This window comes from Desulfosarcina cetonica JCM 12296 (genome assembly GCF_001311845.1).
Classification (GTDB): Bacteria; Desulfobacterota; Desulfobacteria; order Desulfobacterales; family Desulfosarcinaceae; genus Desulfosarcina; species Desulfosarcina cetonica.
The window spans coordinates 46,810-73,373 of record NZ_BBCC01000007.1 but is presented as its reverse complement, the minus strand read 5'-3'; the positions used below and the strand labels follow the sequence as shown (position 1 = coordinate 73,373).

At 51.6% G+C, this 26,564-nt stretch carries 25 protein-coding genes; 5 read left to right on the top strand and 20 right to left on the bottom strand.

The features are described from left to right. Positions 1-49 precede the first annotated feature (49 nt). The gene (locus JCM12296_RS02935; protein ID WP_054689602.1) at positions 50-871 is read right to left on the bottom strand and encodes an NTP transferase domain-containing protein; all 822 of its coding nucleotides are present in this window, start codon (positions 869-871) and stop codon (positions 50-52) included. A 326-nt stretch (positions 872-1,197) separates the two neighbouring features. Between JCM12296_RS02935 and JCM12296_RS02930 the strand changes: the two genes are divergently transcribed. The 5 genes from JCM12296_RS02930 (at position 1,198) to JCM12296_RS46970 (ending at position 6,881) form a co-directional block, all read left to right on the top strand. After that, a complete protein-coding gene (locus JCM12296_RS02930) occupies positions 1,198-2,499 on the top strand; it encodes a KamA family radical SAM protein (RefSeq protein ID WP_054689595.1) in 1,302 nt (433 codons plus the stop codon). A gap of 99 nt (positions 2,500-2,598) precedes the next feature. Further along, the gene (locus tag JCM12296_RS02925) at positions 2,599-3,615 is read left to right on the top strand and encodes a D-alanine--D-alanine ligase family protein (protein WP_083455757.1); all 1,017 of its coding nucleotides are present in this window, start codon (positions 2,599-2,601) and stop codon (positions 3,613-3,615) included. Beyond that, positions 3,615-4,607 (top strand): D-alanine--D-alanine ligase family protein, encoded by a 993-nt coding sequence (locus tag JCM12296_RS02920; RefSeq protein ID WP_054689591.1) that lies wholly within the window; start codon positions 3,615-3,617, stop codon positions 4,605-4,607. Before JCM12296_RS02925 ends, JCM12296_RS02920 begins: the two co-directional genes overlap by 1 nt. Before the next feature lie 23 nt (positions 4,608-4,630). Next, complete coding sequence (locus tag JCM12296_RS46975) at positions 4,631-6,049, top strand: acetylpolyamine amidohydrolase (RefSeq protein WP_281491909.1); 1,419 nt, start codon at positions 4,631-4,633, stop codon at positions 6,047-6,049. Next, positions 5,997-6,881 carry a GNAT family N-acetyltransferase gene (locus JCM12296_RS46970; protein ID WP_281491908.1) on the top strand — a complete coding sequence of 295 codons (885 nt, stop codon included), beginning with the start codon at positions 5,997-5,999 and terminating at the stop codon, positions 6,879-6,881. The genes JCM12296_RS46975 and JCM12296_RS46970 overlap by 53 nt, the downstream gene beginning before the upstream one ends. Positions 6,882-7,321: 440 nt before the next feature. Here JCM12296_RS46970 and JCM12296_RS02910 read toward each other — a convergent pair whose 3' ends face one another. The 19 genes from JCM12296_RS02910 to JCM12296_RS02825 form a co-directional block, all read right to left on the bottom strand. Further along, a complete protein-coding gene (locus JCM12296_RS02910; protein WP_246803939.1) occupies positions 7,322-7,732 on the bottom strand; it encodes a pyridoxamine 5'-phosphate oxidase family protein in 411 nt (136 codons plus the stop codon). A gap of 87 nt (positions 7,733-7,819) precedes the next feature. Then, entirely contained in the window at positions 7,820-9,175 is a 1,356-nt protein-coding gene (gene glmM, locus JCM12296_RS02905; protein WP_054689589.1) for a phosphoglucosamine mutase, read from the bottom strand. 25 nt (positions 9,176-9,200) lie between these two features. Then, positions 9,201-10,091: a hypothetical protein gene (locus JCM12296_RS02900; protein ID WP_054689585.1), complete on the bottom strand. Its 891-nt coding sequence runs from the start codon at positions 10,089-10,091 to the stop codon at positions 9,201-9,203. 100 nt (positions 10,092-10,191) lie between these two features. Next, positions 10,192-10,428 carry a hypothetical protein gene (locus tag JCM12296_RS43310; protein WP_054689582.1) on the bottom strand — a complete coding sequence of 79 codons (237 nt, stop codon included), beginning with the start codon at positions 10,426-10,428 and terminating at the stop codon, positions 10,192-10,194. Positions 10,429-10,440: 12 nt separating this feature from the next. Beyond that, positions 10,441-12,336 carry a glycosyl transferase gene (locus JCM12296_RS02890; protein WP_246803938.1) on the bottom strand — a complete coding sequence of 632 codons (1,896 nt, stop codon included), beginning with the start codon at positions 12,334-12,336 and terminating at the stop codon, positions 10,441-10,443. Positions 12,337-12,381: 45 nt separating this feature from the next. After that, positions 12,382-14,097, bottom strand: a complete 1,716-nt coding sequence (locus tag JCM12296_RS02885) for a bifunctional sulfate adenylyltransferase/adenylylsulfate kinase (protein ID WP_054689577.1) — start codon at positions 14,095-14,097, stop codon at positions 12,382-12,384. A gap of 21 nt (positions 14,098-14,118) precedes the next feature. Next, a complete protein-coding gene (locus tag JCM12296_RS02880) occupies positions 14,119-15,093 on the bottom strand; it encodes a GDP-mannose 4,6-dehydratase (protein WP_054689574.1) in 975 nt (324 codons plus the stop codon). A gap of 105 nt (positions 15,094-15,198) precedes the next feature. After that, positions 15,199-16,521, bottom strand: coding sequence for an asparagine synthetase B family protein (locus JCM12296_RS02875; protein WP_246803937.1), 1,323 nt, complete (start codon positions 16,519-16,521; stop codon positions 15,199-15,201). A gap of 13 nt (positions 16,522-16,534) precedes the next feature. Further along, positions 16,535-17,074: an asparagine synthetase B family protein gene (locus tag JCM12296_RS02870; RefSeq protein ID WP_172683743.1), complete on the bottom strand. Its 540-nt coding sequence runs from the start codon at positions 17,072-17,074 to the stop codon at positions 16,535-16,537. Between the two features lie 59 nt (positions 17,075-17,133). Continuing rightward, a complete protein-coding gene (locus tag JCM12296_RS02865; protein WP_246803943.1) occupies positions 17,134-17,901 on the bottom strand; it encodes a polysaccharide pyruvyl transferase family protein in 768 nt (255 codons plus the stop codon). Next, positions 17,871-18,374 carry a hypothetical protein gene (locus tag JCM12296_RS43305; protein WP_054689562.1) on the bottom strand — a complete coding sequence of 168 codons (504 nt, stop codon included), beginning with the start codon at positions 18,372-18,374 and terminating at the stop codon, positions 17,871-17,873. Before JCM12296_RS43305 ends, JCM12296_RS02865 begins: the two co-directional genes overlap by 31 nt. Before the next feature lie 4 nt (positions 18,375-18,378). After that, positions 18,379-19,548, bottom strand: coding sequence for a Coenzyme F420 hydrogenase/dehydrogenase, beta subunit C-terminal domain (locus JCM12296_RS02855; RefSeq protein WP_054689558.1), 1,170 nt, complete (start codon positions 19,546-19,548; stop codon positions 18,379-18,381). Positions 19,549-19,946: 398 nt separating this feature from the next. Then, on the bottom strand, positions 19,947-21,071 hold the full coding sequence (locus JCM12296_RS02850; RefSeq protein ID WP_172683741.1) for an oligosaccharide flippase family protein: 1,125 nt from the start codon (positions 21,069-21,071) through the stop codon (positions 19,947-19,949). Between the two features lie 30 nt (positions 21,072-21,101). After that, complete coding sequence (locus tag JCM12296_RS02845; protein ID WP_083455752.1) at positions 21,102-21,950, bottom strand: glycosyltransferase family 2 protein; 849 nt, start codon at positions 21,948-21,950, stop codon at positions 21,102-21,104. 34 nt (positions 21,951-21,984) lie between these two features. After that, on the bottom strand, positions 21,985-23,058 hold the full coding sequence (locus tag JCM12296_RS02840; protein ID WP_083455751.1) for a glycosyltransferase family 4 protein: 1,074 nt from the start codon (positions 23,056-23,058) through the stop codon (positions 21,985-21,987). Then, positions 23,039-24,121: a glycosyltransferase family 2 protein gene (locus tag JCM12296_RS35765; RefSeq protein ID WP_172683740.1), complete on the bottom strand. Its 1,083-nt coding sequence runs from the start codon at positions 24,119-24,121 to the stop codon at positions 23,039-23,041. The genes JCM12296_RS02840 and JCM12296_RS35765 overlap by 20 nt, the downstream gene beginning before the upstream one ends. Positions 24,122-24,225: 104 nt before the next feature. After that, positions 24,226-24,951 (bottom strand): class I SAM-dependent methyltransferase, encoded by a 726-nt coding sequence (locus tag JCM12296_RS02835; RefSeq protein ID WP_054689548.1) that lies wholly within the window; start codon positions 24,949-24,951, stop codon positions 24,226-24,228. Between the two features lie 589 nt (positions 24,952-25,540). Next, entirely contained in the window at positions 25,541-26,050 is a 510-nt protein-coding gene (locus JCM12296_RS02830) for a glycosyltransferase family protein (protein WP_157067325.1), read from the bottom strand. A gap of 26 nt (positions 26,051-26,076) precedes the next feature. After that, positions 26,077-26,532 (bottom strand): glycosyltransferase, encoded by a 456-nt coding sequence (locus JCM12296_RS02825; RefSeq protein ID WP_083455749.1) that lies wholly within the window; start codon positions 26,530-26,532, stop codon positions 26,077-26,079. Positions 26,533-26,564: the final 32 nt, after the last annotated feature.

Here is a 26,564-nt window from a genome sequence, read left to right as displayed (position 1 = left end):
CGTACGCCGCAGTGACGAAGGATGAAGCGTAACGCCGATATCGGGATTTTTACGAATCCGTCATTCTTGCATAAAGCTTCTGGGCCCTGGCCAGGGCATCCGTATCATCGATCCCCATGGTTTCCGTTTCGTCCGCGACCACATGGTACCCGACCGGTCTGCCGTCCTGAACCATGTATTCGATGAGGTCGGTGAAGAAAAACTCCTCGATATCGGTCAGGTGTCCGTTGACCTCCTTTTGAACGATCTGGGGGCGGGAGGCCAGAATCGGCAGGTAGTGCGCCAAGGTCTTTCTTCGCACGGCATAAATACCGGAATTGCATACGGTCAAGGCGGCCTGGCGATCAGCAGGATAATCGCGCCAGTATTTCCATTCGGTAATCTTTTTCACCTGCCCGCCCTCTATTTCCAAGATGCCGTATTGTTTTTTGTCGGCAGGTGCGAACCCGAGAATCATCAGATCACAGGCGTCAAGGCCCGCTACCAGTCGGGCATAGGTGGATTGGCGTACAAAGGGCACGTCGCCCATGGTGATAACCACGTGGGCGGCGGGTGTCGTTTCGAGAAATTCGGTCGCCGCCAGAATGGCACCGCCGGTACCGTTGAGCACGGGCTGGTCGATGTAGACCGCTTCGGTATCCGCCGTATGGTGCATGACGTCCGCTTTGCAATGGTTGACGATGACCGCCTTGGGACCGCCGGGCAGTTGCTCGAAAAGATGCCGGATGATCGGTTTTTGTCCGTCAAAAAGGCTGGTTTCAGGCACCAGGGGAAGAACGGTTTTATTGCCGGTATAGCCTTTCATGCGGCTGCCCCGGCCGGCAGCCATGATAATGGAAGCGACCACTTGCGGGTTGTCCGTACCTGTCATGTTTTCTCACCTTTCGGTAGGGAGGAGATTATCTTTGATGGCATCTTATTATACTGATTTTACTATCTATTCAATACTTTTCCGACCATCATGGGGGATAATTTGTCGCCGATTCGTCCCGGGTTGATTTTGCCCCCAGCTCAAACAGCTTACAACATACTGTTTTTACAGTTAATTAATTTTTTTCAGACCGCTCTTTTTTTTCTTGCAATTAAGGCGAAAATACATATATTCGCGCCAAACGCCCCTTGGAAAAAACGAGGTCCCCCCCGTCCTTTCCGGGTTTGAGGCAGCCAACCACCCTTCGATAAAGGAAAACAGACGACATGCAGGTCACCATCAAAAGGAACGAACAACAGGTTTGCGTTCCGGCATCAGCCACCCAGGAAGGGGATGACGAACCTCCCGACCCCGGCTCTTGCCTGGCGGCAATGCCCGCCCTTACCGTCCCCAAGCATTCCGGACGCATTGTCCGGTTCCCTGCCCACCGCGCCGGAATTCTCAGTCCGGCCGCACGCGCGTTTCGCAAAAAATATTTTCCCGGCATCACCACCAAACTCTGGAATGACTGGCAGTGGCAGACCAGCAACCGGATCCGCACCTTGGCCCAACTGGAGAAAATGATCGTGCTCTCCGATGCGGAGCGTGCGGCCTTTACCCAAGCGGCCACCACCCTGCCCCTGGGAATCACGCCGTATTACATGAGCTTGGTATCGCCGGACAATCCGGACCAGCCCATTCGTCGTACCGTCATCCCTACCCTGCAGGAAACCCTGCATACGGCCGGTGAGGCCGACGACCCGTTGGGCGAAGATGCCATGAGTCCCGTGCCCGGTCTCGTGCACCGTTATCCGGATCGCGTGCTATTGCTGTTGTCTGATTTTTGTTCCACCTATTGTCGTTACTGTACCCGCTCGCGCGTGGTCGGCCACGGCGCCATTCATCCCAGCCGCAACCGCTTGGAGCGCGCCTTCGCCTATATCGAGCAGACCCCGGCGGTGCGCGACGTGTTGATTTCAGGCGGTGATCCGCTGATGCTGGGTGAGGAAAAACTTGCCTGGGTGCTCTCCCGCCTGCGCCAGATCCCCCATGTGGAGATCGTACGTATCGGCACCAAGGTTCCGGCCGTGCTGCCCCAGCGCATCACGCAACGGCTGGTACGCATGTTGCGCCAGTATCACCCCTTGTGGATGAGCCTGCACTTCACCCACCCGGACGAATGCACCCCCGAGGCCTACCGCGCTTGCGCCATGTTGGCCGATGCGGGCATTCCGTTGGGTTCCCAGACAGTACTGCTTAAAGGCGTCAACGACAATCTGGACACCATGCGCGCTCTTATCCACAACCTGCTCAAGATGCGTGTACGGCCCTACTACCTGTACCAGTGCGATCCCATCACCGGTTCGGCCCATTTCCGCACGCCCGTGGAAACCGGACTGGACATCATCCGTGGCCTGCGTGGCTTTACCAGCGGGTATGCCCTGCCCACCTATGTGATCGACGCCCCTGGTGGTGGCGGCAAGATCCCCTTGATGCCCGATTATGTGGTCGGCCGGGAAAATGACGCGCTGGTCCTGAGAAATTACGAGAACAAACTTTACCGCTATCCCGAACCCTGCAACTGCTGATTCATACCTGCAACCATCAACCATAATATCCCACCATGGGAAGGACGCCTTTTTTTGGGGACGCCCTTCCTACGGAGATCCATGAGGAACGCATCAGCGATGCCCCTGACAATCGGATTGACCTTTGATTTGCGCTCCGCTTATCTGGCGGAGGGCTTTTCAGAAGAAGCGACCGCCGAGTTTGATCGCGACGACACGGTGGATGCCATTGAGGAAACCCTTAAGGCCCTGGGGCACCGCACCGAGCGCATCGGCCATGGCCGCCAGTTGGCTGCAGCCCTGGTGAGCGGACGGCGCTGGGATCTGGTCTTCAATATTGCCGAAGGCATGTTCGGCATCGGTCGCGAAGCCCAGGTGCCGGCACTTCTGGATATGTACCGGATTCCTTACACCTTCTCGGACCCGCTGGTGATGAGCCTGACCCTGCACAAGGGGATGACCAAGCATGTGGTACGTGACGCCGGGGTGGCGACCACCGACTTTCTCGTTGCCGCGACTGCCGCCGATGCCCGGGCCGTGTCATTCACCGCGCCCTATTTCGTCAAGCCGGTGGCCGAGGGAACCGGCAAGGGGGTCACGCCAGACTCCATCGTGCGCAATCGTGACGATCTCGAGACTGTCTGCCGCCGCCTGATCGATACCTTCCGCCAGCCGGTGATCATTGAGCCGTATCTGCCCGGCCGTGAGTTCACCACCGGCATCGTCGGCACCGGTGGCCAGGCTCGCGCGATTGGCACCATCGAGGTCCATCTGCTCGAAACCGCCGAGGCTGGGGTTTACTCCTATATCAATAAGGAGGAGTGCGATTCGCGCGTTCTTTACCGTCTGGTGCGACCGGATAAGGATCCGGTGGTGGCGGAAGCGGAAGCCGTGGCCCTGGCTGCCTGGCGCGCCTTGGGCTGTCGGGATGCGGGACGCATCGACCTGCGCTGCAACACGGCAGGTCAGCCTCAGTTCATCGAAGTCAATCCTTTGGCCGGCATTCACCCGGAGCATTCGGATTTGCCCATTATCTGCAACCATTTGGGCATCGCCTACCGCGATCTGATCGGCTGGATCGTCGATTCGGCCGCCACTCGGATTGTACCGGCCGCCAAGCTGCATGGAGAAATCTGATGCGGGTAGCCATCGTTCACGACACCGTCGCCGATACCGACGCCCCCGATGCCCGGGATGTACTGGCCCAGGCGGATGCCGTTGCCGTCGCCCTGGATCGACTCGGCCACACGGTCTGCCGCGTTTCGTGCAGCCTGAATCTGGCCGCTCTGCGAACATTTCTTGAAGAACGCAGGATCGACAGGGTCTTCAACCTGGTGGAGTCCATCGGTGGTCAGGGCCGATTGATCCACTTGGCGCCCTTCTGCTTCGACGCCATGGGCCTGCCCTACACCGGCGCACCGGCCGAAGCCATGCTGCTCACCTCCAACAAAACCCTGGCCAAGGGCTGGATGATGTCGGCCGGCATTCCCACCCCGGCCTGGATCGGCCCCTGGCCGGGAGGCCAGCCCATGGTCCAGGGCGGTCCGGAATCCCCTGCCACGTGGATCGTCAAATCGGTCTGGGAACATGCCTCCATCGGTCTGGGACCGGAAAGTCTGATCGACCATGCAACGGCCGACACGGTATTCGGCAGCCTGGCGGCCCATGCGGACCGACTGGGCGGAGCCTGTTTCGCCGAAGCGTTTATCGCCGGCCGCGAGTTCAACCTCTCTCTTCTGGCCGGAGAAAACGGACCGGTGGTCCTGCCGCCGGCGGAGATCATTTTCGAAGGCTATACCGCGGACATGCCGCGCATTGTGGACTATCGTGCCAAATGGGACGAAACCGCCTTTGAATACCACCACACGCCCCGGCGATTCGAGGTCGCGCCGTCCGACCGGCAGCTGGTCGAACAAATGAAAACGCTGGCGCTTGCGTGCTGGGAGCGCTTCGGATTGGCCGGCTACGCACGGGTCGATTTTCGAGTGGACGCGAAAGGCCGGCCGTTCGTACTGGAGATCAACGCCAATCCGTGCATCGCTCCCGATGCTGGATTCGCCGCGGCCCTCGAACAGGCCGGCATTCCCTTCGAGGCCGCCATCGCGCGGATTCTGGCCGATGCCGGTTGATTTTATTCAAGAAAGAAGCCCCCATGCTCCGCATTCGACGCATCTATGACAACGTTCTGCCGGTCAATAAAAGCACCCTCTCCCAGGTCCAGGAGATTTTGCGCAGCCAGTTCGCGGCCATTGATCCCAAGGAGATCGATACCATCGCCGAGAAGCTGCGCAACCCCTTCAAACAGCGCTTCCGCATGATTCTTTTCGTGGCCGAAAGCATCAAGGGCAAGGTGCGCGGATTTGCGCTGCTGCTGCACGAGCCCGATCTGCGGTTCACCTACCTGGACTGGATCGCCACGGCCTCGGATCGTGCCGGCGGGGGGATCGGTGGCGCACTCTATGACCGTATCCGCCAGGAATCCCTGGCACTCAAGGTGGACGGCCTCTTCTTCGAGAGCCTGCCCGACGATGCGGCAGACTGCCCAGACCTCACGGAGCTGAAGCAGAACCAAGCACGCCTGCGGTTTTACGAGCGATACGGCGCCCGCCCGATTATCGATACGGCCTATGAATCGCCGGTCAAGCCCGAGGATAGTTGCATGCCCCATCTGGTCTTTGATGACCTGGGGTCGGGACGTCCTCTACGGCGCTCATTTGCTCAGGCGGTGGTGCGGGCCGTTCTGGAACGTAAGTACGCCGGCTATTGCCCGGCCGCGTATGTGGACAGGGTGGTGGCAAGTTTCCGCGACAATCCGGTGCATCTGCGTCCGTATCGGTATGTCAAACCCGAGGCGGTGATCAAGGTCGTGGAGAGCCGTTCCATCGAGCAGATCGCCTTGATCGTCAACGACCGGCACGACATCCACCACGTCCACGAACGCGGTTACGTGGAGTCACCGGTCCGGGTAAAAACGATCCTGAACGTCATCGAACCCAGCGGCATGTTCACCCACATCAAACCACGGCCCTTTCCGGACAAACATCTCACCGCCGTGCACGATGCCGACTTCGTGGGCTATCTGAAGCGGGCCTGCGCCGAGGTGCCGGCCGGAAAATCGCTCTACCCCTACATTTTCCCCATCCGCAACAAGACCCGGCCGCCCAAGGAGCCCTCGGTATTGTCTGGTTATTATTGTATCGATACCTTCACGCCGATCAATGCCAACGCCTACCTGGCCGCCCGGCGAAGCGTGGACTGCGCCCTGACCGCGGCGCGTGAAATCCTCGACGGCCGGCGCATTGCCTATGCCCTGATTCGCCCCCCCGGCCACCATGCCGAGCGGCGTTCCTTCGGCGGGTTCTGCTATTTCAACAACAACGCCATCGCCGCCCAGTACCTGTGCGCCCACGGCAAGGTGGCCATCCTGGATGTGGACTACCATCACGGCAACGGGGGGCAGGATATCTTCTACCGCCGCAGCGACGTGCTGACCGTTTCTCTGCATGGCCATCCCCGATTTGCCTACTTATTTTTGCGGGTTCGACGAGGAGCGCGGCGAAGGCGAGGGTGAGGGGTTCAATCTCAACATCGCCCTGCCCGAGTCCCTCGACGGCGAGAAATACCGCAAAGCCCTGGCCCGGGCACTGCGGCGTATCGAGGAATTTCAACCCCAGTTTCTGGTCGTTGCTTTAGGGCTCGACCCGGCCAAGGGCGATCCCACGGGCACCTGGTCGCTCACGGTCAAAGATTTTGCCGCCAACGGCCGACTGATCGGCGCCCTGGGCCTGCCCATGGTGGTCATCCAAGAGGGTGGTTATCGTACCCAGACCCTGGGGAAGAATGCCCTGGCTTTTTTCAAAGGACTGGTTGAAGGGGCCGGCCAGTGGGCCGACAGCCGCCATGCCCCCGCCCACCGTGTCCACGGCGTGGTCCTGCGCGACACCGTCATCCCCGAGGATGGACCGCGGGTACGCCGCCTGGTGGACATCACCGGTTTCTTTCACGACGATGAAGTTAATGTCGCCGAGGAACTGGTCGTCGAGCGCCTGCAAAAAGGCGATGCCTCGGGCTACCATTTTGTCATGGCGGACCATTACGGCCGCCTGGCCGGTTATGTCTGCTTCGGGCCGATTCCCTGCACCCAATCGAGCTACGACCTTTACTGGATCGCCGTGCATCCCGATTTCCAGGACCGCGGTTTGGGTCGGCGCCTGTTGGTGGAGGCCGAGCAGCGCATCAAGGCACGGGGTGGCAGCCGCATCTATGTGGACACCTCCCAACGGGCGCAGTATGCCAGTACGCGTGCCTTTTACGAAGGGTGCGGCTACACGCTTGAAACCGTGCTGAAGGATTTTTATGCCCTGGGTGACGGTAAGGCGATCTATTGCAAGTCGCTGATCTAAATGGGGTGGTTAGCCAACAAAAAAGGCAGCTCTTCACCAAAGGAGCTGCCTTTTTAAGCCGACGGATGATCGGCAGGATCAGGGAATCAGTTATCTATGTTTATCTCGCCCCAAGCGCTGCCGCTGGTTGCGCCTGTCAACTCGACAATAGGCTTTCGCGGTTCGCTGAGCGTTCAGGGCCATTGAGATTCCAAATATTATAATCAGGGTCAGTATCAAGCCGATCATCGCGCATCATCCTTTTGTTGGTGGTTCCTGGCCCTCGACTCCGATGACCAGCCAGCGATTCATGCTTTTTACGGCTGATAGTTCGAATATCGGAATCGGCACGGATTTACTTTAGAGAAAGATAGGGCCAAAAACCAAAAAGACAAGCATCTGAACAAAGCGCCCCTACAGCCTGGACTGTTTGCCGGTCATGCGCGCGATATCGACTTTGATCACTGCGGTTGCCGTGAGTTTTTTTCCGGGAAATCGAATACCTTGTCGGAATATTGGGCCATGATAGTTTCCAGTGCCCGGCATTTTTCTTCCGGATCGTCAATCAAGGACGCCGTTCCGAAAACGATCACGCTTTGAAACTTCATACTCCAGTCGCAAGCCTTTTCCGCTTCGATCACTTCGATCGCCACGTCGAACTCGACACACACATTCGGATTTTTTTTGATGATATCGAATTTAAGGCCTTTTTGGGCACCATGAAAAAAAATGGTGTTGTTATGATAGCCGAAATTCATGGGAACCACATAGGGTTTGTCCCCATTGACCATCCCGAGCCGACATATCGTCGCTTTTCTTATGATTGCATTCATTTCGGATGGATCTGAAATTTCCTTTTCTTTATGTCGCATGGATCGGCTTTCCTCTCTTTGAAAAGAAAAAACCCGCTGTTTTACCAGCGGGTTAGTATTTTCGACAGAACATACTGATTTTTCAGGTTACCTTAGCTGTTGCGCCACCACATCGGCAAGTTTTTGGCACAACGCCTCGGTTATTTCTTGCGTGGATCCTTCGACCATCACCCGGCACTGGGGTTGGGTTCCGGAATATCTGACCAGGACCCGTCCGTTGTCCCCCAGTTGCTTTTCAGCATCTTCGATTGCCCGGGTCAGCGCATCAAGGCTATCCAGCGCTGGTTTGGAACGGACATCCACATTGATCAGGCATTGGGGATACACCGTCATGACAGCGGCCAGTTCGGATAGCGTCTTCTTTGACGCCCGCATGGCGGCCAACACATTCAATGCCGCCAGCATGCCGTCGCCGGTGGTATGCTGGTCCAGGAAAATAAGATGCCCGGAATCCTCGCCTCCCAGCACCGCACCCGATTTGACCATCTCCGCCATGACATAGCGGTCACCGACACCGGTTTTTTTGAGATCGATACCCATTTCTTTCAGGGCTACGTCAAATCCCATATTGCTCATCACCGTCGAAACCACCATCGATTTTTTTAATGTACCCCGTTCCTGCATCCAACGGGCACAAATGGCCATGATCCGATCGCCGGAAAGGATTTCGCCCTTTTCGTCCACTACAATCAGACGGTCGGCGTCGCCATCAAAGGCCAGCCCGATATTGGCGCCCTCTGCAACGACGCACGCGGCTAATGTCTCAGGGTGTTGGGACCCACAGTCGGCGTTGATGTTGACCCCATCCGGTTCACTGAAAAGGCTGATCACCTCAGCGCCCAGGTCTTGAAAGAGTTTTGGCGCAATGGTACTTGCCGCCCCATTGGAGCAGTCGACAACCAGCTTCAGCCCGTTTAATGAATAACCCGTTGCCAGGCAATTACGCAAAAATTGGCTGTATTCGTCCAAAGCCGATTCAAGCCACTGGATCGTTCCGGTCTTCTGGATAGCCATACTTTTTTCATATAGCGGACGGCTTTCCAGAATCGACGCTTCGATGGTATGCTCATCCTTGTCTGAAAGCTTGAAACCATCGCCATTAAACAACTTGATGCCGTTATCCGTATAGGGGTTGTGGGATGCGGAGACGACAATACCGGCATCAAAGGTCCCCTGCGCCGTCAAACAGGCCACGCCGGGAGTGGGAATGATGCCGGCCATCCAGACATCGCTTCCCATGGAACAAATACCAGCCGCCACGGCACTGGCAAGCATGCTTCCCGAAACGCGCGTATCGTATCCGATGAGATAGCGGCCAGTGCGCTTATTTTTCTCATTGAAAAATGCAGCGATCGCCCGCCCCGCTTTCAGTGCTGTTTCGCAATCCAGGGGATATTGATTGGCAACGCCCCTGATGCCGTCGGTTCCGAATAGGTCACCCACTATTGCCGTCCTCCTTAAAACAGCCTTACCCCAGAGCGGGGAAAAGCCCCAGCAAGCGCTTAGTTACCTGGTCAGTGATTTCCTGAAGCCATTGGGTTCCGTCGGCCGATTTCCGCGGATCAAGGCTTTTGATCACGTCGAGGTAACAAGCATCCCCAACAGAATCGATTTGGTTTTGAATGGTTGATTCAAAATTGGGGTTGCCATGCCGCGCTATCTGATCCAGAAACGCGGCGATGGTCTCATCGACCCGAATGCGATGGGTATATAGCGCTTCCTTTTGTCGCAGGAGCGTGGCCGATGCCCCCTCGCCCATTTGTTCCAAATACCGCTGTTTGGATAAATCTAACTTCTCACAAAAGCTGCCAAAGCGTTTGACTCTTTCGGCGATGGCCGAATTCAGCGTGTCGACAAGCCCTTTGTGAAGTTCCAGCGGATAGAAATCTCCTACAAATCGACTACGCACATGGGTGTACCAAGCCATCAGCGCCACCAGGTTGCCCAAGTAAACAAAGTTGTTCATCACTTGGCGCTTCACACTCCGGTAAATGCCGGTGGTGTAAGGCACGCTGCCGCCCCTGCCCCCGCCCTCGAAAACCAAGCGGTCCGGTTTGAGTTGATCTTTTCTATAGATCGACCCGGCGGCGATGACCGTGCCAAAGGCAACCCGGCAGGGGCCCACCAAACCGCCCTGTCCGCCCAGGAAAATTGGCGCTTGATTCAGCATGACGCCATTCGGGACGTCACCGATCAGTGAAGCCGTGGCCTTGTCCTGGTTGGGAGTATAATTGAAATGAATGTAGGAACTGCCGACTTCGCTATGATTGTCCCGGCTGGTGCCACCGGCCATGAGGCAATCGCAAAAATTGATCAAGCTGCCCAAGGTGACGAACGGGAAAAGAATCGTCTGTTTCAACCCGACGGTATGGGCAATGCTGGCCTGTTCTTCGAAAATGGTCCCGGCCCGGACGTGGGCACCGGAGCCGGCTTCGGCGCCCTCCAGAAAGACGGCGTTCTCAAAGTACCCGCTTCAATTTCACACGGGGGCCGATATAACAATTCTTGATCGTAACCGGTGCCTCGTATCCCAGCTCGGCGCCCTCGCAAATCAGCGTCTTTGCGCCAAGAATTTTGCAGCTTGTATGAATGGTAACGCCTTTGGCGGCAATTCTATTTGGGTCAACGTCGTCACCAATCTGCACACTCTCCGGGTTGGTGATCTGCACGCCTTTTTTAATTAAATGCTCAATCATCTGAAGATAGCCTCATCTTCTCATTGCTCTGCCGGTACCCGTTTTCGTCGGCATCGTTGGAATCTCTGAGCACTCAAGATCGATATCCGTCAACACAATTGAAAAAAACTTTAAAAACATCCCCTTATCATGGCATCTGCGTATTGCCTGCCGATAGGCATCTTGATTGCCGTTTCCATTAAACGAGAGCAGAATTCCTTTTATCGCGTGTTTTTTTTCCAATTCGTCGAGTTTGTCGAAATTTCCGAAAATGGGATAACCTTGAATCCGCTTTTCAGCCTTGAGCGGATCATCATCCAAAAAACCGATCGGATTGATATTCAAGGATTTGTTGTTCAAGATCTCACGCAGCAAGAGCTCGCCGCCCTGCCCTGCCCCATAAATGAGAACCGGGTCACCGGCCACGGTTTTACGTTTGATGGTTTCCTTGAAATATCGGAACGAGCCGCGGGTTCCCAGAAAAAATACGGTCGTCAGCAGCCAGTCGATAATGAACACACCTTTTGAGAAGCTCTGGAAGCGGTACAGTATGGTTATAGCGGTAATGGCGAATAGGGTCGCCACGGTTGAGCTGCGAATGTATAAAAAAACGTCCCTTGTACTGATGTACTGCCAAAACCCCTTGTATATTCCGGAATAGTAGAAAACCAGCAGTTTGATGGGAATGATGACCGGCAACGATTTTAGGAAAACTTTAAAGTAATGGCCGAATTCGGGCCCGTTGAATCGAATTCGGTAGCTGAGATAATAAGAGAACGCGACCAGTCCCAAATCAAGAATGACCATGGCCATTTGCCGTTTGTAAGTCAACTCGATCAAGACCGGCGTAAATTTTTTCCCCCGCAGAGCGGAAAACGCCTCTTCCGGATATACCTTGAGCTGCGACAAATAGATCATCATCAGAACGATAGCCAGCACCAGGGGAACAATCACCACCGGCGAGGTAAAAGAGTCGCTGCGGTTGACAAAAACAGCGGAAAATCCGGAGACGGCGCCGATGCCATAGAGAAAGAGCACCGCATGCTTTTCGCTGAGTCCCATCAAGACCAGCCGGTGGGAGGTATGATCCCGCCCGCCGGTGGATGCCTTGCGGCCGCTGAGCAGGCGAACTGTGGTGACCAGAGTGGTATCCAGAAGGGGCACCAAAAGAAGCAGTAACGGCACTGCAAATGCGGAGAGCCGATTGTCCAGGGAAAAGCCGCCATGATGCATGCTCAATACGGCAATACTGAACCCGATCACCAGGCTCCCGCAATCCCCCATAAAAATGGAAGCCGGATTGAAGTTATACACGAGAAAGGCTGCGCATGCACCGGCGATGATCAGCGCAACGGCACATGCTTCCGTATCGATATGACTGTATAGGGCCGCCATGGACAGGGCGGCCACACCCGCCACGCCAGCGCAGAGTCCATCCATGTTGTCCAGCAGATTGAAGGCGTTGGTGATACCAACGACCCATACCAGGCTAACCATGGTGTCCAGGGTCAGGGAAACGAACCAGTTCAGCCGGAATCCCAAAAAGATTACAGCACTGGCGACGATGATCTGCCCGATCAGTTTGGACTGCGGTTTAAGGTTGGTGAAATCGTCGACCAGACCGAGTAGAAAAAGGACCGTCGACCCGCCGAAAATGACCATGGCAATGGATGGCGCCGGGTATTTCGCACCGGGAGAAAGGAGATATCGCCAAACGGATCCGGAATCGCCCACCCAAAACGTGGAAAGGCCGATTCCCAGGAAGATCGCAATCCCTCCCATCAGGGCCGTCGTTTTTTTTATGCCAGCGATCTTCCCTTGGCCGGGCGACCCAGCCTTATTGATCGCCAGCAGACGAATCAGCGGGGTCATTACAAGGGTAATGAAAAACGCGGCTGTGCCGAACAGCAATGGTGTCGATGAAATCATTTTGACTCAGATAGGTACTGACTGTGACGACAGTATTTGGCTGCTTTAAATAAACCGTCGCTGCCCCAGGAAAATCAAAATTTCCTGAGCGGCTTCGTCCGGCGTTTTCCCACTGGTATCCACCCGAACCTCTGGAGCTTCGGGGATTTCATAGGGATCGTCAATACCCGTGTATCCCTTGATGAGACCTGCTCGGGCCTTGGCGTACATGCCTTTCCTGTCACGTTTTTCGCAAATTTCCAATGGCGTAGCCACATGGACCTCGATAAACCCACCAAGGGCTTCGATGTTGGCGCGAATCTCCGCACGTGTGGCTGCGTATGGCGCGATGGGCGCACAAATGGCCACGCCGCGATTCTTTGTAATTTCACTGGCCACAAATCCAATGCGCCGCACATTGATGTCACGATGCTCTTTTGAAAAAGAAAGCTCGTTGGAAAGGTTCTGACGCACGATATCACCATCCAAAAGAGTTACCGGCCGTTTGCCAATTTCCAGCATTTTTGCATAAATTACTTTTGCGATGGTTGACTTGCCTGCACCGGACAAGCCGGTGAAAAAAATGGTGAACCCCTGTTTGGAAGGCGGTGGGTACGCTTTTCTCAATTCGCCCACAATCTCGGGAAACGTGGCCCAACTGGGAATTTTCCTTCCCGCGCGAATCCTGTCACGGATGTCGAGGCTCGAAAGGCTAAAGTTCTCCACACCCTCTCCGAGTTCATCCCTTACGGCAAATTCATCCTCAAACGGCAGGTAGACTAATTCCTTGGAGGAAACCACGCCCATACCAAGGTCGCCGGCCAGCTCGGTCACCAAGGCCTGGGTATCATCACTATCATAATAAGGGGTTTCACCATTTTTGGATTTCGGATCGGCGTGTCTTGGCCCGATGATAAAATGCGTGCACCCGTAATTTCTACCAATAATGCACTGTAAAAGTGCGTCACGTGGTCCGGCCTGTCGTGTAGAATTTGGTAAAAGGCTGATTACCACAGATTCAGGAGGGAAATAACCGAGGACATGCCTGTAACAGCGTACCCTTGTGTAATAGTCGAAATCACCGGGACCGGAAATTCCTACACCCGGCATCAGCAGTAGATTGGCCTGGCTTTTGCGCATCGCCCCAATGGCCATCTCGAACTCAGACCGGTGGAGGGTGTTTGTGGTGTGGTATCCGACGATACGTTTCCACCCGAGTTTTTTATACATCCCCCGCACCTCGGGCGGTGTCATGCGCAATTGTTTAAAATCGAAATGCAAGGGTAAATTCATCACTTCCAGCGATCCGCCCACATAGAAGTCGCCGGTAGCATTCAATAGATTAGCAACACCAGGATGATTCTTATCTGTCGTTCCGTAAAGCAGCTCTGCCTCTTTTGCCTTGTCCGGCTTCCAGATATCTTCAACATGCAGGATGGCCAGCAAAAAACCTTCGGAATCACGAATCACGACGGACTGGCCGCCCTCCAGCGGCCGCGCCACAATCTCGGACACATCCAGGCAGATCGGCATTGGCCAGATGGTGCCATCCTGTAACTTCATCCGATCAAGAACCGACTCGTAGTTGCTTCGGGTCATAAAGCCAGCAAGTGGTGAATAGGCACCCGTCGTCAAAAGCTCAAAATCGCACAACTGTCGGTCATTGATGGCAATGCTTGGAAGCTCGGTGGAAATCTTTTTTAGTAGTGCAGACCGCTCCGGGTCCACCAACAGGTTTATGCATTTACCACCATGATAGTCGGAGTACTCTCTGTCGCTCATGGTTGTTTGGGAATCCCCTCTTTACTGGTTTTTAATAAAGTCAACAACCTGATTGAGAATAAAGTCAAGACTTTTATCCGGTGCCGAGCCGATCACTTGCGCCAGTTTTTCCGTGCTGGGCACCCGACGTTGCATATCCTCGAAGTCTTTTCCGAACGCCTCATCATAGGGAATCAGTTGGATACGGGACGTCGATGCGGTCATCGCGATAATTTTGTTGGCCAGATCCAAAATGGAGATCTCTTCCACACCGCCAATGTTAAACACCTCCCCGATGGAGGCATTGGATGCCATCAGTTTCGTCAAGGCATCAACCACATCCTTCACATAAGTAAACGTGCGGGTTTGGCTGCCATCGCCATATACCGTAATGGGCTCATTTCTCAGAGCCTGGGCAACGAAGCGCGGAATCACCATCCCATAAGCACCGGTCTGACGCGGCCCGACGGTGTTAAACAGGCGCGTAATGATGACCTCAAGGCCGTTTTTGCGATGATAGGCCAAGGCGGTAAATTCGTCCATCAGTTTGGACGCGGCATAGCTCCAGCGGAATTTACTGGATGGGCCGTAGATGATGTTGTCGGTCTCGACCAGCGGTGCGTGGGTGTGTTTGCCGTACACCTCGGAAGTGGATGCAATGAGCACCCGTTTCTTGAACTTATTGCACATTTCAAGGACTTTTTCAGTGCCCTGAATGTTGGTGATGATGGATTCCAGCGGTTTTTCCAGAATCGTCTGAACACCAACTGCTGCAGCCAGGTGATAGACCTGATCGCAGATGCCGGTTAGTTCCAGCATGAGGTCGTGGTTCAAGATGGTGTTGATATGGATAAAAAGACGATCCCGATAATTGGGATTATCTTGCAGGAAGCGGACATTTTTAATGTCTCCGGTGGACAAGTCATCGATAATATAGACCTCGTCACCCTTTTCAAGACAGCTTTCCGCCAGGTGAGATCCGATAAAACCGGCACCGCCGGTGATTAGAATACGCATATTGCTCCAATCGTCTTGATCTATTTGTTGCGTTGTTAACGGTTCAATAGCTTAAAAGCTTTGGGATGGCAATTGAGAGATTATTCGCAAGGAAGCGCCACCAGACTATAGCCAACGTTCCCGCCACATCTCCCACATCAGTATTGTCCATAACCGATGCTGGTGGTTGCTCGCCCCGCGCATGTGCTGTTGCAGCACATCGTTTACGAAGGTCGGGTTGAGGCGGCCCTCCCGATGCAGATGTGCGGGAGACAGGTAGTCCGCGATCAGTTCTTTCAGTTCAGTCCTTAGCCAAAGCGCGATGGGAACGCCAAACCCCATCTTCGGACGTTCAACCATCTCACGCGGAATGTAGCGCGTCAGTAATTTACGGAGCAAATATTTCCCTTTTCCGTTCCGAAATTTGAAATGACTTGGAAGCCGAGCAGTAAAGGCAACGACTCGATGATCTAAAAGAGGAACCCTTATCTCCAAACTGGCGGCCATGCTTGCGCGGTCAACCTTGGTCAGCATGGCGTCGGGCAAATAAGTGTGCTGATCCACGCGCATCAATCTTACTATCGGTTTAAGCTTGTCTGTCTCATTGAAGATATGTTCGTATGTGCTGTCAGGAATGTTCCCGCCGGTTAGGTGCTGGACGTCTTTTTTCGACCATATGCACACGGTCAGCCGATACAATTCGGCCAATTCGGTTTCGCTTAACTGACTGACCAGCTTACCCCATTTATCCTGAAAGTTTTCAACTTGTAGCTGCTGAGGGAGTCGGTCGCGGACACTTGAATAGGTATGGTGGAGCAAGTTTGCCGGAATATTGTCAAGTAGCCGTTTAATCGATCGCCTTAAGCCGATTGGTATTGGTTTCATCCATCGTGCCATGGATTCGGTCATCCAGTACCGGACATAGCCGGCGAACTGCTCGTCGCCTCCATCTCCGGACAAGGCCACGGTAACGGCCGAGCGGGTTAATCGGCTGACCAGAAAGGTTGGGATCGCAGATGAATCGGCAAATGGCTCATCATAGATTTCAGGAAGTGTCGGGACGACTTTCAGGGCATCTTTAGATGACACATAAAGCTCTGTATGATTGGTGCCCAAGTGGTTTGCGATTCTTTTGGCCCACGGCGCTTCATTATACCCTTTTTCTCCGAAACCAATACTGAAGGTTCGTACCGGTGAGCGGTTGACCTTTTGCATCAGGGCAACAACGACGGAAGAATCCACGCCACCGCTGAGTAATGCCCCTAAAGGGACATCACTGATCAGACGATCAGTCACAGATTGGGTCAGCACCTCATCGAGTGCTGACAGCGCTTCACTTTCAGACCACTGTGTTGAGATGTAGGCGTCGGTTTCGTTTTGTGGCAGGTTCCACCATCGCTCTTTTTTTAAGATCTTTCCATCAAAAAACAAGCAGTGCCCGGGTTCCAATTTAAAAGTCTGTTTAAAGACAGTTCTGGGGGCCGGGATATACTTGATAATGAAGATACAATTGAAAGGAATCCGGGTCCACCACGCGCGGGAATTGAGGGAACGCCATCAGCGCCTTCAGCTCGGATCCGAAGATCAGAATGTGTCCGTCGAAAAAATAATAAAGCGGCTTGATTCCCAAACGGTCACGGGCCAAGAAAAGCCTCTGCCTGGAATGCTCCCAAATTGCAAAGGCAAACATCCCCACAAAGCGATCCAGGCATGCCGCGCCCCATTGCCGATAGGCCGCCAGAATAACTTCCGTATCGCTGTCGCTATTAAATTGGTAATCCAGTTTATAAAGTTGCTTGCGAATCGCTTGAAAGTTATATATCTCTCCATTGTAAACAATCCATGCATCCCCATCGGCACTCTGCATGGGTTGATGTCCGGCCTGACTCAAATCGATAATGGACAGTCTGCGGTGTCCGAGCCCGAGCCGGCCTTCCATATCAAAATAGGACCCACCGTCATCAGGCCCCCTTGGAAGAAGTCGATCCAGGGCGGTCGGCATCCACGATCGCATGTCGCCGTTTTCCTGCTGACAATAGTAGCCCACAACCCCGCACATAATCAGTTCTCAGCGCTTTCTGTACTGTGAATCATTTCTTTCAAACGGTGTACCCCCGTTTCTATTTGCCGATGCACAGTTCCCATTTTCCGCTCCAAATGCGACTTTATTGAACTTTCTCCGGCGATCATCAATTTCATCCTGTCCTGTAACGATGCGGCACTTAATTGCGGCGTTTCCAGAACGTAGTCCAAGTGACCAAAAAGGTCCTTGTTGATCCCCTTGGCCTTGATACTGTAGGCGATTGAAATCGTCGGCACACCACTGCTCAGTGCCGCGATGGTCGAGTGGGTTCGCGCACCGATAAAGTAGCGGCAATGCCCCACCACATATTTTATTTGGGCCGCATTGAGCCGTGGATCCATCATTTTTACCCGGCCATGCATAGTCCCAGTCTGCTGCAACACGGCCTGCATATACGCGGCATCGTCGTTTCTGGTCGAGCCATCCGATTCGATTACGTGCGGCACGAGAAGAATAGACAGATCCAGAGTGTTCACTACGAATTTGATAAAATGCGCTATCTCATAGATCAGATCGTCCTGGCCTTTACGATACCGTTCAAGCAACGGACTGATATTCAGACCCAACAGTCCTGAATCGGTTTTGTCAGGCCAGAATGGTCGAAGGTCGGTTTTTTCCGGTACAAGGGTAAATGCAGGATCAACCATGCGAAGGACATTCTTTAGTCCTAGCGTATCGCCAAGATAGAATTCAGATACCGATTCCCTTACCGCAATCAGACGCATTCGTGCCAAATGTTTTTGAATGACCGGTACAAAATCAGGTTCGGCTTCAAAGGGGCCAACGGAAGCCCCCCACAGGCCACCGGCTTGCCGGTATCCATCGCCATTTGGTCGAGGCCCAATAACGGGGAGGGCAAACGATAGTCCAGGGAATAATTGTCGCCTCCTACTGAAAGCACGGCGTCAATCTGAGAAAACGTTTGCCGAATGCTGCGAGGTATTATAAACGGCCAGCCCGCCTTTTTCAGGAAAGCGAACGGCAGCCGCTGCAGATTAACCCAGTAGCGTGACCAGAACGGGAAATAGGCCGGAACAAATCGAACGCCTTTTCCCGCTGCGTCCGGCCACTGTGCGCTGTCACGAGTCTGATTGTCGCTCGGAATCAGTATCTGCACCGATTCAAACGCCTGATGCAACAGGCCCACCGTGCTGCGAACGATTGCTTCGCACCCGCGATTGGCAAAGGATCGCTGGCCTGTGAAATAAAACCGTATCATTTCTTCATCTTCTTAATAAGGTCATCAGCTTTGAGGGGTTGCGCAACACCCGTCGAACTCTGCCCGAGACCCGGTGAAGGACAAAAGGCAGGGTGGTGAACATAAATTTACGTTGAAATGCTTTTAAATCTCGATGTCGATTAAGGTACCAGTACATCTTGCTTCGATACTGGACCTTGAACCGTGCCTCGATCCGCCGTTTGTGTTTGCGGTAAACCTGCCCGTTTGGAATGGCACGCTTTGTTGGGACGCTTATGGATTTGATCGTGGCGCGATACAGCCGGCCGGTGATCATCTTGCGTTTATCTTCGATAACGCTCTGCTGACTCTCAAGAATTTTATCCTTGGAAATCGCTTTGAGACGGCATGTGCCATTTTCGTGGCCCTTTTCAAGCACCGTACAAAGATCCGGGTTTCTGACCACGATCAGCGAGTGGCCGTTGGGATCACACTCGTACTCCGGCAACCAGGCGTCCATTAAAGCGATATCGGCGACTTCAGCAAAAATGTCATCGCAGTAGTTGCAGGCATTCAACATAAAGAAGCCATCCTGCCATATGGCATTGATTTTCGAAAAGGGGATGGCCCACCCCTTCCGACCGCTTTTTGCAACCGCCTGAAAACGATAGTTGCCGGCTCGCGTCGTCCCTGTCTTGAGCCGATACTGCACAGAAACCACATCGGCTGGATTCAGTCCAGAAAGACGGGTGAGATATTCGGTATAAAAGCGGTTCGGCAGATGACCACAGGCCAAGCCTATCGTATAAATTATACGCCGTTGCAAGCGCGGAAAACGTTCCATCGCCAGGCGCAAGCCTTTGAGGAAACAAGGCAAACCGATAATTGCGTAGCGGCGTTCAACATCACGCGCATTCAGGATGGCAAGAATGCTGGCCATGTCTACCGGATAATACCGCGAACCAGCGGTACGCTTCAGCGTTTGAGCATTGTCCACCGGTTGATATGCAAACAGGCGATCATCACTTTCAGAAGACGCGACGCAAATACAAGCATCGACGTCACCTGTTTCAAGTAGTGATTTTAGCAGCCATGTCGCGATGCCGCCGGAGGAGCCACTTTCTCGCTGCTTTTTAACACGGGAATATCCAACATAGGATTTTAGAATATAACCGATTTCCTTATCGTTGGTGATACCGCTGACATTTTCAAACATTGATTTCGCCAACCGGTCTTCACTGGCACTGTGCTCTCCGAATGGACACACATCAAGGCAGACTCTGCATTGTGAGGGACACGCACCCGTTACTGAGGGAGCCAGATCACCGTTTTGCAGCCACTGCATTGTCAGATTACTGGAAGGGCAGCAACCCGCGCATATCCCGCAGCCAACACAAAGCCCATGATCGACGATCGACGTTACGACGTTACTTTTCATCTTCATGATGGAATGGTCTGAATCTCAATGTCCAGCCTCGCCAGGCATCAGCTCCAAACACCCTTTTTTGACGGCCACCAGGTAGATAGCCAGTATCAAGGTCTCACTGACGACCGTTGCGGCCGCTGCGCCATAATACGAGAAGACAGGAATGAGCAAGATGTTCAGGATGATATTCACAACGGCGGCAATGCCATATAACGGACTTTATGGCGCATATGGTTCTGGGTTACCAGGGTTCCGCCGACACTGGTGGCCAAAAAATGCACGGGCACGCAAATGGATAATAATAAAAGAATCCGGCCGGCTATAAAATAGGCGTTGCCGAAAACGAGCGGTACGGCCCAGAGAGAAGAAGCTAAAAGAACAGCCATGACGATCAATCCGGTTATTAGCATGACGCCACAACCGAATCGATACACGGTGATAAAACGTTCGCGATCGTGTTCTGCCCAGCGATGTTGCTTGGGCAGAAGATATTTCTGATAAACAACACTGGGAAGCATATAGACGGCCACCATGATCGTATAGGCGGCATTGTACTGGCCTGCCGCTTCCGCACCTCGCATCCACCTGAGTAGGATTAAATCGCTTTGAAAATAAATCAGAAATGAAAATCCTGCGATAGCAAATGGCCAGGCCTCATGGAAGACATCCGGTATTGTTGGTGAAACTATTACCGATTCGGCTAAGGACCGATCGTGGCCAGCCAGTACCATGTTGCTATTTACCATCCCGATGATAAATGGAAGTCCAATGAAGATGATGACCAATGCGAGGATAAAGAATCCTGCACCAATTAGGTATAATTCCCCCGAGAAAAATATCGCCGCCAGTGCGACCACCAAACGTCCGGCCTGGGGAATCATCTGCCACAAGCTCAACGCCGTATACCGCTCCTCCAGCTGTAATCTGGCTGTTACCAGTTCGATGATGACAAAGGCGAAGATTAAAGGCAGTAACCATAAAATAATCGAATTCTTGCCTGAATAGGTATCCGTGCGTGAGTAAAAATAGAGGATAATAACAGCCATCAAGCTTGAAATGCAGACAAATTGTAAGGAAGGAATCAACCAGCGTTTGCCCTGCCATCCTTCTAAGCCGAATACTTTTAACCAGAAGGGACCGATACCGAAGCCTGCTATGGGACTGAGCATAGTGACCGACACCAGTGATGTTGATAATATTCCAAAATCAAAAGGTGTGAGAAGCCTCGCAAAAAGGATTTGCGCAATGAATACGAGGCCTCCACCACTGATGCTGCTTGCCCAAAGGAAAGATATATTTTTGAAGGCTTTCAAGTGGACTTCGCGCCTATTTGGATTTGGCAATCAATGCCTGGATAAGTCCAACTTGACGACAATAACTCGCCGAAGATATTTTGCAATTGACAGGATGAGGAGAGCGTTGAGAATGAGGAAAGGAATATACCTTTTTTTGTATAACTTTATATAGGTATCGATTTCCCCTTTTTCCATTTGCCATAGATCCTTGCTTAACCCTCCTTCCCCATAAAAAGATTTATAGGTATAGGCAAGCGTCATCGATATATAAGCGCCTTTATATCCGTTACGCAAAATTTCCAGCCACAGGAAATAATCTTCCGAGTGCATTTTGCCAGAATCAAAACGTATAGGTATCGACTTTTTCAGCATTACCGTTGGCGTGCTAAATTCATTGATGATTAGCTTTCTGGGAAAAGTCACTTGACGAGCAGTGGCTCGATTAACGGATGAAACAATCTGATCATTTGATTTATGTTTTTTAATTTGATGAGCAGATATTGAGATTTCTGGATGGCTCGTCATAAAACGGTACTGAATCTCAATTTTGTTTGGGTGCCAATCATCATCAGCATCCAAGAAAGCGATAAACTTATTCGAAGCTTCATTCCAAGCGGCATTTCTGGCTTCAGCGGGTCCACTTCTTGGTGCTAAATGAATAAGGAATATTTTATCGGCCAACGAACTTTCCGTACAGATTGTTACTATTTGCTGTCTGACTTCAAGTGTATTCCCATCATCAACTACTATAATTTCAGCGGGTTGTAAACTTTGTCGCTCGATGGATACCAATGCCCTGCGCAGTGTGGTTTGGCATTTATAACAAGGGATGATCACCGAAACAGGAACCGAAGAATTTTTCATTGATTGAGCATAAGTCTTTTTAATATTCAGCATCCTTTGTCAAACAAAACCGACAGAATGTTCCGTACTATTTTTTCGAGAACTCGAGTTTATAGAGATCTTCTATATTTCCGACCATTTTATGAACATTGTATTCGCCAATATTCTTCGTCGCATTATTCCGTATCCGAAGGGCTTTTTCTCTATTATTGATCAGATCTATGGCATCTTCCGCAAAACCATTGGCATCTCTTGGCTCCACAAGTAAACCGTTCTCATTATGGTTAATAATTTCTGCATTGCCATCTACCCGGCTGGCAATTACGGGCACCCCGGAGGCAATCGCCTGAGGAATAACTCTAGGCAAGCCTTCCCAGAGAGAGGTCAGCATGAAAATATCAAAAGCATGCAACACATCCTGAACGTCATCTCTGATCCCTGTAAATAAAACCCGCCCGCTAATACCTAATTTTTCAGCCAACCGCTCAAGCTCATCTTGCAAGGGCCCTCCACCGACGATGACAAAGAATGTATCCGGAGATCGTTCGTTGACGATTGCCGCCGTTTCAATAAAAACATGGGGTGCCTTTTGAACAGATAGCCGCGTAACCGTACCAATTACGATCGCATTTTCAGGAATCCCTAATTCGGCCCGAATCGCTGCTTTTCGAGAATCATTAACGGAAAACTGTTTCAAATCGATGCCACTGCGAATCAATGCATATTGTTTTCTCACGCCGATACCCGCCGCAACACCCTTTTCAATATCTTTTTTCGTCACGGCAATTAATCGGTCCGTAATAAGTGCGCTAAGTCTTTCGGCCAGAATATAAAACTGCCGGACCACCGGGTGCTGATATCTGTGAAATCCCCATCCATGCACTGTATGAACAATTATTGGAACCCCATTTAACCATGCAGCCCAACGTCCAAGAATGCCGGCTTTAGAACTGTGAGTATGAACGATGTCATACCGGTTGTACCGTATAAATTTTAACAGCTGCAAAAAGGCAACAATGTCTTTTAGTGGACTGATTTCACGAACAAGGCTATCTTGGATGGTGAGCCGAACGCCGCGTTTTATTGCATTTTCAATAAGGCTGCCCTCTGGTCCGGTCTGGGATCCGCTTAAAACATCAACGTTATATTCTTTTCCATCCATCAATTCCGCAGAATAGATCGTATTTTCTTGGGCACCACCAACGATAAGTCGGGTGATTATATGCAAAACTTTTTTTTTGATCAGATGTTAATCTTTTTTCATTTATATTACCTTTTTTCATAACAAATAGACAATAGATTTTAAAAATAATATTTTTCAATGAAAGACTGTATCCTTTTTTATCTATTATTCTGAATCGAATATAATTGAGGTAGTGATATAGCACAGCAATAAGACCTCTTATCATAAGAGATAAGAATGCAAATGGCAGAAGGATACTCAATGGTAATTTTGTATTTTTAGACCAAAGATAATAGCAACTTTTATGAAATTGATAAATTGAATGGTAAGGAGCATATTTACTGCTTTTCCCCACAAAGTGGGTAACCTTGATTTTTGGAAAATAGATGATCTTCCATCCGGCATTCTTAATTCGACGACAAAGATCAGTGTCTTCCCAATACAGAAAAAAACGTTCATCAAACCCGCCGACAGTCTCCAAAGCCGCCCTTCTGACAACCATGCACGCGCCTGATACCCAGTCGACTTCGACGGGTTGGTTGTTGAAACTTCGCCAAGTCAGAATATTCGAGCGAGTAATGGAATTATTAGGATACAATTTAGTTATTGGAGAGTTTCGGCCGAATAAGGATGTCAGTGGAGTGGGAAAACTCCTAGCTGATCCCTGAACACTTCCATTTGCATTAAGAACCATGGGTCCCATGATTCCAACTTGCTCATTTTGTTCCATAAAGCATAAGCAATCTTTGATAAAAACTTTAGGAACAATAGAGTCTGGATTGAGCAAGATGATATATTTTGAGCTTCCGCATGTTAATGCTTGGTTAACTGCCGTACCAAATCCACGATTTTTAGGATTAAGAATCAACTTTATATTTGGATACAATGCTTTTATTCGGTGGATTTGATCGGTAGAATGATTGTCAACAACAATAATATTTAAAAAATCCTCGGCATGCTTAAACTTAAGCACTGAACCAACTGAGTTAATAAGACAGTCAGTACTATTAAAATTAACATAAATGACATCAAATAGTATCAAAATTTAACTCTCTACGGTAAATCATGACGGATTCGTAAAAAGCAGTTCACCCCTTTCGGGGAAATATCCGTGTTTCTGTTGACAAATATTCAACCATATCAGGTTTAAATAGTTGTTTTCTGAACTATGAGCACATCTTGACGATCAGCCCACGCGGCTTCTTGTAAAGCTATTAACTTCGCATCTTTTCTGTTTTCGATCCAAGATGCCAACCATTGTAATGATGTCAGTGAGAAACCGTACCCTTGGCTATTTATATTATAAGCGTGATGGCCGAACTGATACTCGTGGTAATCTGATAAAACCTTATGGAGCTGATCAGCTGATAAACCTGATGGACTTTTTTCCAACAATTTGATCCGTTGCCGGCCATGAGTTGTGGCGATAAGCACGCCACCCGGGTTCAGTTGCTCCATAAACCAGTTCAGTAGTTGGCTTGTTCGTTTAGCATCAATATGTGTGATCAGAGAGCCACACCATACGACATCAACATGTGAAGGAATATTGATTTTACTAAAATCATTATGCGCCTTGACCGGCAGGCCGGAAAAGTGCTCAGCGCAAAAACGCATTTCGTCGTCGCTAATATCGCTGACAAATATCCTCGCATCTGGCCATGTGGCGCGCAGCCAGCGTGTAATACGACCGGCCCCACATGGTAGGTCAAGGATATCTTTGGGGGTGTTCCTGCCTTTGGAGGTAGACAGTGCCCATTGAATAATATCCCAGGCCTGCTTACCGACTCGGAAATACTGTGAGACATATGCCTCGTCTCCGCACAGCAACATAGCATCCCTATCAAATAGAGACCTATCAATTTCAGGTACCATAATAGTCCCCTTTACTGTTAAAGTTCAGCATCTGAATTAAATCAATTAATTTCAGCAAGTCACTAACCTCTGGAAAAGCCGGAGGCTTGAATTGTGAACAAACCCCAGCGGTATTTAAGACCACTAACCGCTATCACACCGTATTTGTATCGAAGTGCCAGCAAGAGACGATTTGCGGGAAATTCAAGAAAAAAATCGGATCGATCATTCGGAATTTGTGTCGGTAAAAAGTAATTGAGTTGCTTGAAAGTCATGTGATACTCATATCCATTTATGTTTGAACATACCACCGAACTATAGTAATCCAACTTAGGTTTTATGTGACACAGGTTATACTTGCCAAACCCAGTTATCACATGCCAGCTTCAAAAGGATCACCAAGGCATAGAAGGTAGCTGTGGACATGATCGCCACCATGGCGTTTTTCCTTCTCACGATTCAAGCGAAAATCGAAGCCCTTGGCTTAATCCCCTCGGCGGAGACGGCCGTATCGGAGATGTTGATTTTGAGGCAACATATAAAAAATAACATGCTGAATATATTCTCAATTCAATCGTAGCACAGCTACTAATTTAGTAAATTTAGACGTTTAACGGTCACCGGCTTTGCCGCGGGGGAGGGAAAACCGCCTCGCCATGGTGGCGATAATGGCCATCAGTCCCATCGTGCGCCACAGGCCGTGACTGAAAAAACGATGGGAAAGCACGGTGGTGATTCGCCCGGCTGCAGTTTCCGAGGGAAGCGAAAGAAAGGTCTGGCACAATCGGCGATCGTTAGCGGTCATGGCCTCGCCGTAGCGGCACAGTAAAACTTCTGTCTGGCATAGGGTCTTTCGGAAATCATCGGCCAACTGAGGCCACTGGCCCATCCAGGTCAGAATCGACTTCCCATTTAAGGGACGGGCGCCGACATGATTGCGGCCATGTTGGCGATACAGCACTGTTGGCTGCTCAATGAAATCAACGACACCGAACAGAGCCGCAACCAGAGCGATCCACCAGTCGTGCATACGCGCTTCACCTGGAATCTCGCCGACCATGATTTTCAATGAACGGTTGAAGGTCATAGTACAACCAGTGACGACATTCTTGACCAGCAACCGATTGAGATCAACGCACCGCGGATTCAGCCTTGGCTGGCAACAAAGGAGTCACAGATCGGCACGAGCCGCTCATCGACGACTTTTAAATCCGAATGCACCAAAATTGGCGTTTGCTTCCCGTAGGCCGCCTCCAACTGCCTCATCCGCCGCATCGATCGCTCGATTTTCGATTCGAGCCAGACATCGTCCTGGTCGCACAACATGACATAGTCGGCCGTCGACTGATCGAGCAGACGTGCATAGCTTTGCACCGGCCCCCGGGACCGGACATCCCGTTCCACGACCCTGATCCGATCAGGAAAAGCTTGGCAAAGGGATGCGAGACGATTCAAAGTACTGTCGACGGATCCGTCATCGCGGACAAGAATGGCAAACGACGGATACCGCTGGGCGACAATTGAGACCACTATATCGTCGAGAAAGTGGGCACCGTTGTGGGTCGCCAACAGGATGTCTACCCGCCCGTCATGCATGGTCATGCATCCTTCGATAGCCTTGAACCATCAAAGCC

Excerpts from the sequence above, each read along its gene's own strand:
- JCM12296_RS02935 (WP_054689602.1), bottom strand. The coding sequence starts at position 871 with ATGACAGGTACGGACAACCCGCAAGTGGTCGCTTCCATTATCATGGCT.
- JCM12296_RS02930 (WP_054689595.1), top strand. The coding sequence starts at position 1,198 with ATGCAGGTCACCATCAAAAGGAACGAACAACAGGTTTGCGTTCCGGCA.
- JCM12296_RS02925 (WP_083455757.1), top strand. The coding sequence starts at position 2,599 with ATGCCCCTGACAATCGGATTGACCTTTGATTTGCGCTCCGCTTATCTG.
- JCM12296_RS02920 (WP_054689591.1), top strand. The coding sequence starts at position 3,615 with ATGCGGGTAGCCATCGTTCACGACACCGTCGCCGATACCGACGCCCCC.
- JCM12296_RS46975 (WP_281491909.1), top strand. The coding sequence starts at position 4,631 with ATGCTCCGCATTCGACGCATCTATGACAACGTTCTGCCGGTCAATAAA.
- JCM12296_RS02910 (WP_246803939.1), bottom strand. The coding sequence starts at position 7,732 with ATGCGACATAAAGAAAAGGAAATTTCAGATCCATCCGAAATGAATGCA.
- JCM12296_RS43310 (WP_054689582.1), bottom strand. The coding sequence starts at position 10,428 with ATGATTGAGCATTTAATTAAAAAAGGCGTGCAGATCACCAACCCGGAG.
- JCM12296_RS02890 (WP_246803938.1), bottom strand. The coding sequence starts at position 12,336 with ATGATTTCATCGACACCATTGCTGTTCGGCACAGCCGCGTTTTTCATT.
- JCM12296_RS02885 (WP_054689577.1), bottom strand. The coding sequence starts at position 14,097 with ATGAGCGACAGAGAGTACTCCGACTATCATGGTGGTAAATGCATAAAC.
- JCM12296_RS02880 (WP_054689574.1), bottom strand. The coding sequence starts at position 15,093 with ATGCGTATTCTAATCACCGGCGGTGCCGGTTTTATCGGATCTCACCTG.
- JCM12296_RS02870 (WP_172683743.1), bottom strand. The coding sequence starts at position 17,074 with ATGCCGACCGCCCTGGATCGACTTCTTCCAAGGGGGCCTGATGACGGT.
- JCM12296_RS43305 (WP_054689562.1), bottom strand. The coding sequence starts at position 18,374 with ATGATACGGTTTTATTTCACAGGCCAGCGATCCTTTGCCAATCGCGGG.
- JCM12296_RS02855 (WP_054689558.1), bottom strand. The coding sequence starts at position 19,548 with ATGTTTGAAAATGTCAGCGGTATCACCAACGATAAGGAAATCGGTTAT.
- JCM12296_RS02845 (WP_083455752.1), bottom strand. The coding sequence starts at position 21,950 with ATGCTGAATATTAAAAAGACTTATGCTCAATCAATGAAAAATTCTTCG.
- JCM12296_RS02840 (WP_083455751.1), bottom strand. The coding sequence starts at position 23,058 with ATGGATGGAAAAGAATATAACGTTGATGTTTTAAGCGGATCCCAGACC.
- JCM12296_RS02835 (WP_054689548.1), bottom strand. The coding sequence starts at position 24,951 with ATGGTACCTGAAATTGATAGGTCTCTATTTGATAGGGATGCTATGTTG.
- JCM12296_RS02825 (WP_083455749.1), bottom strand. The coding sequence starts at position 26,532 with ATGACCATGCATGACGGGCGGGTAGACATCCTGTTGGCGACCCACAAC.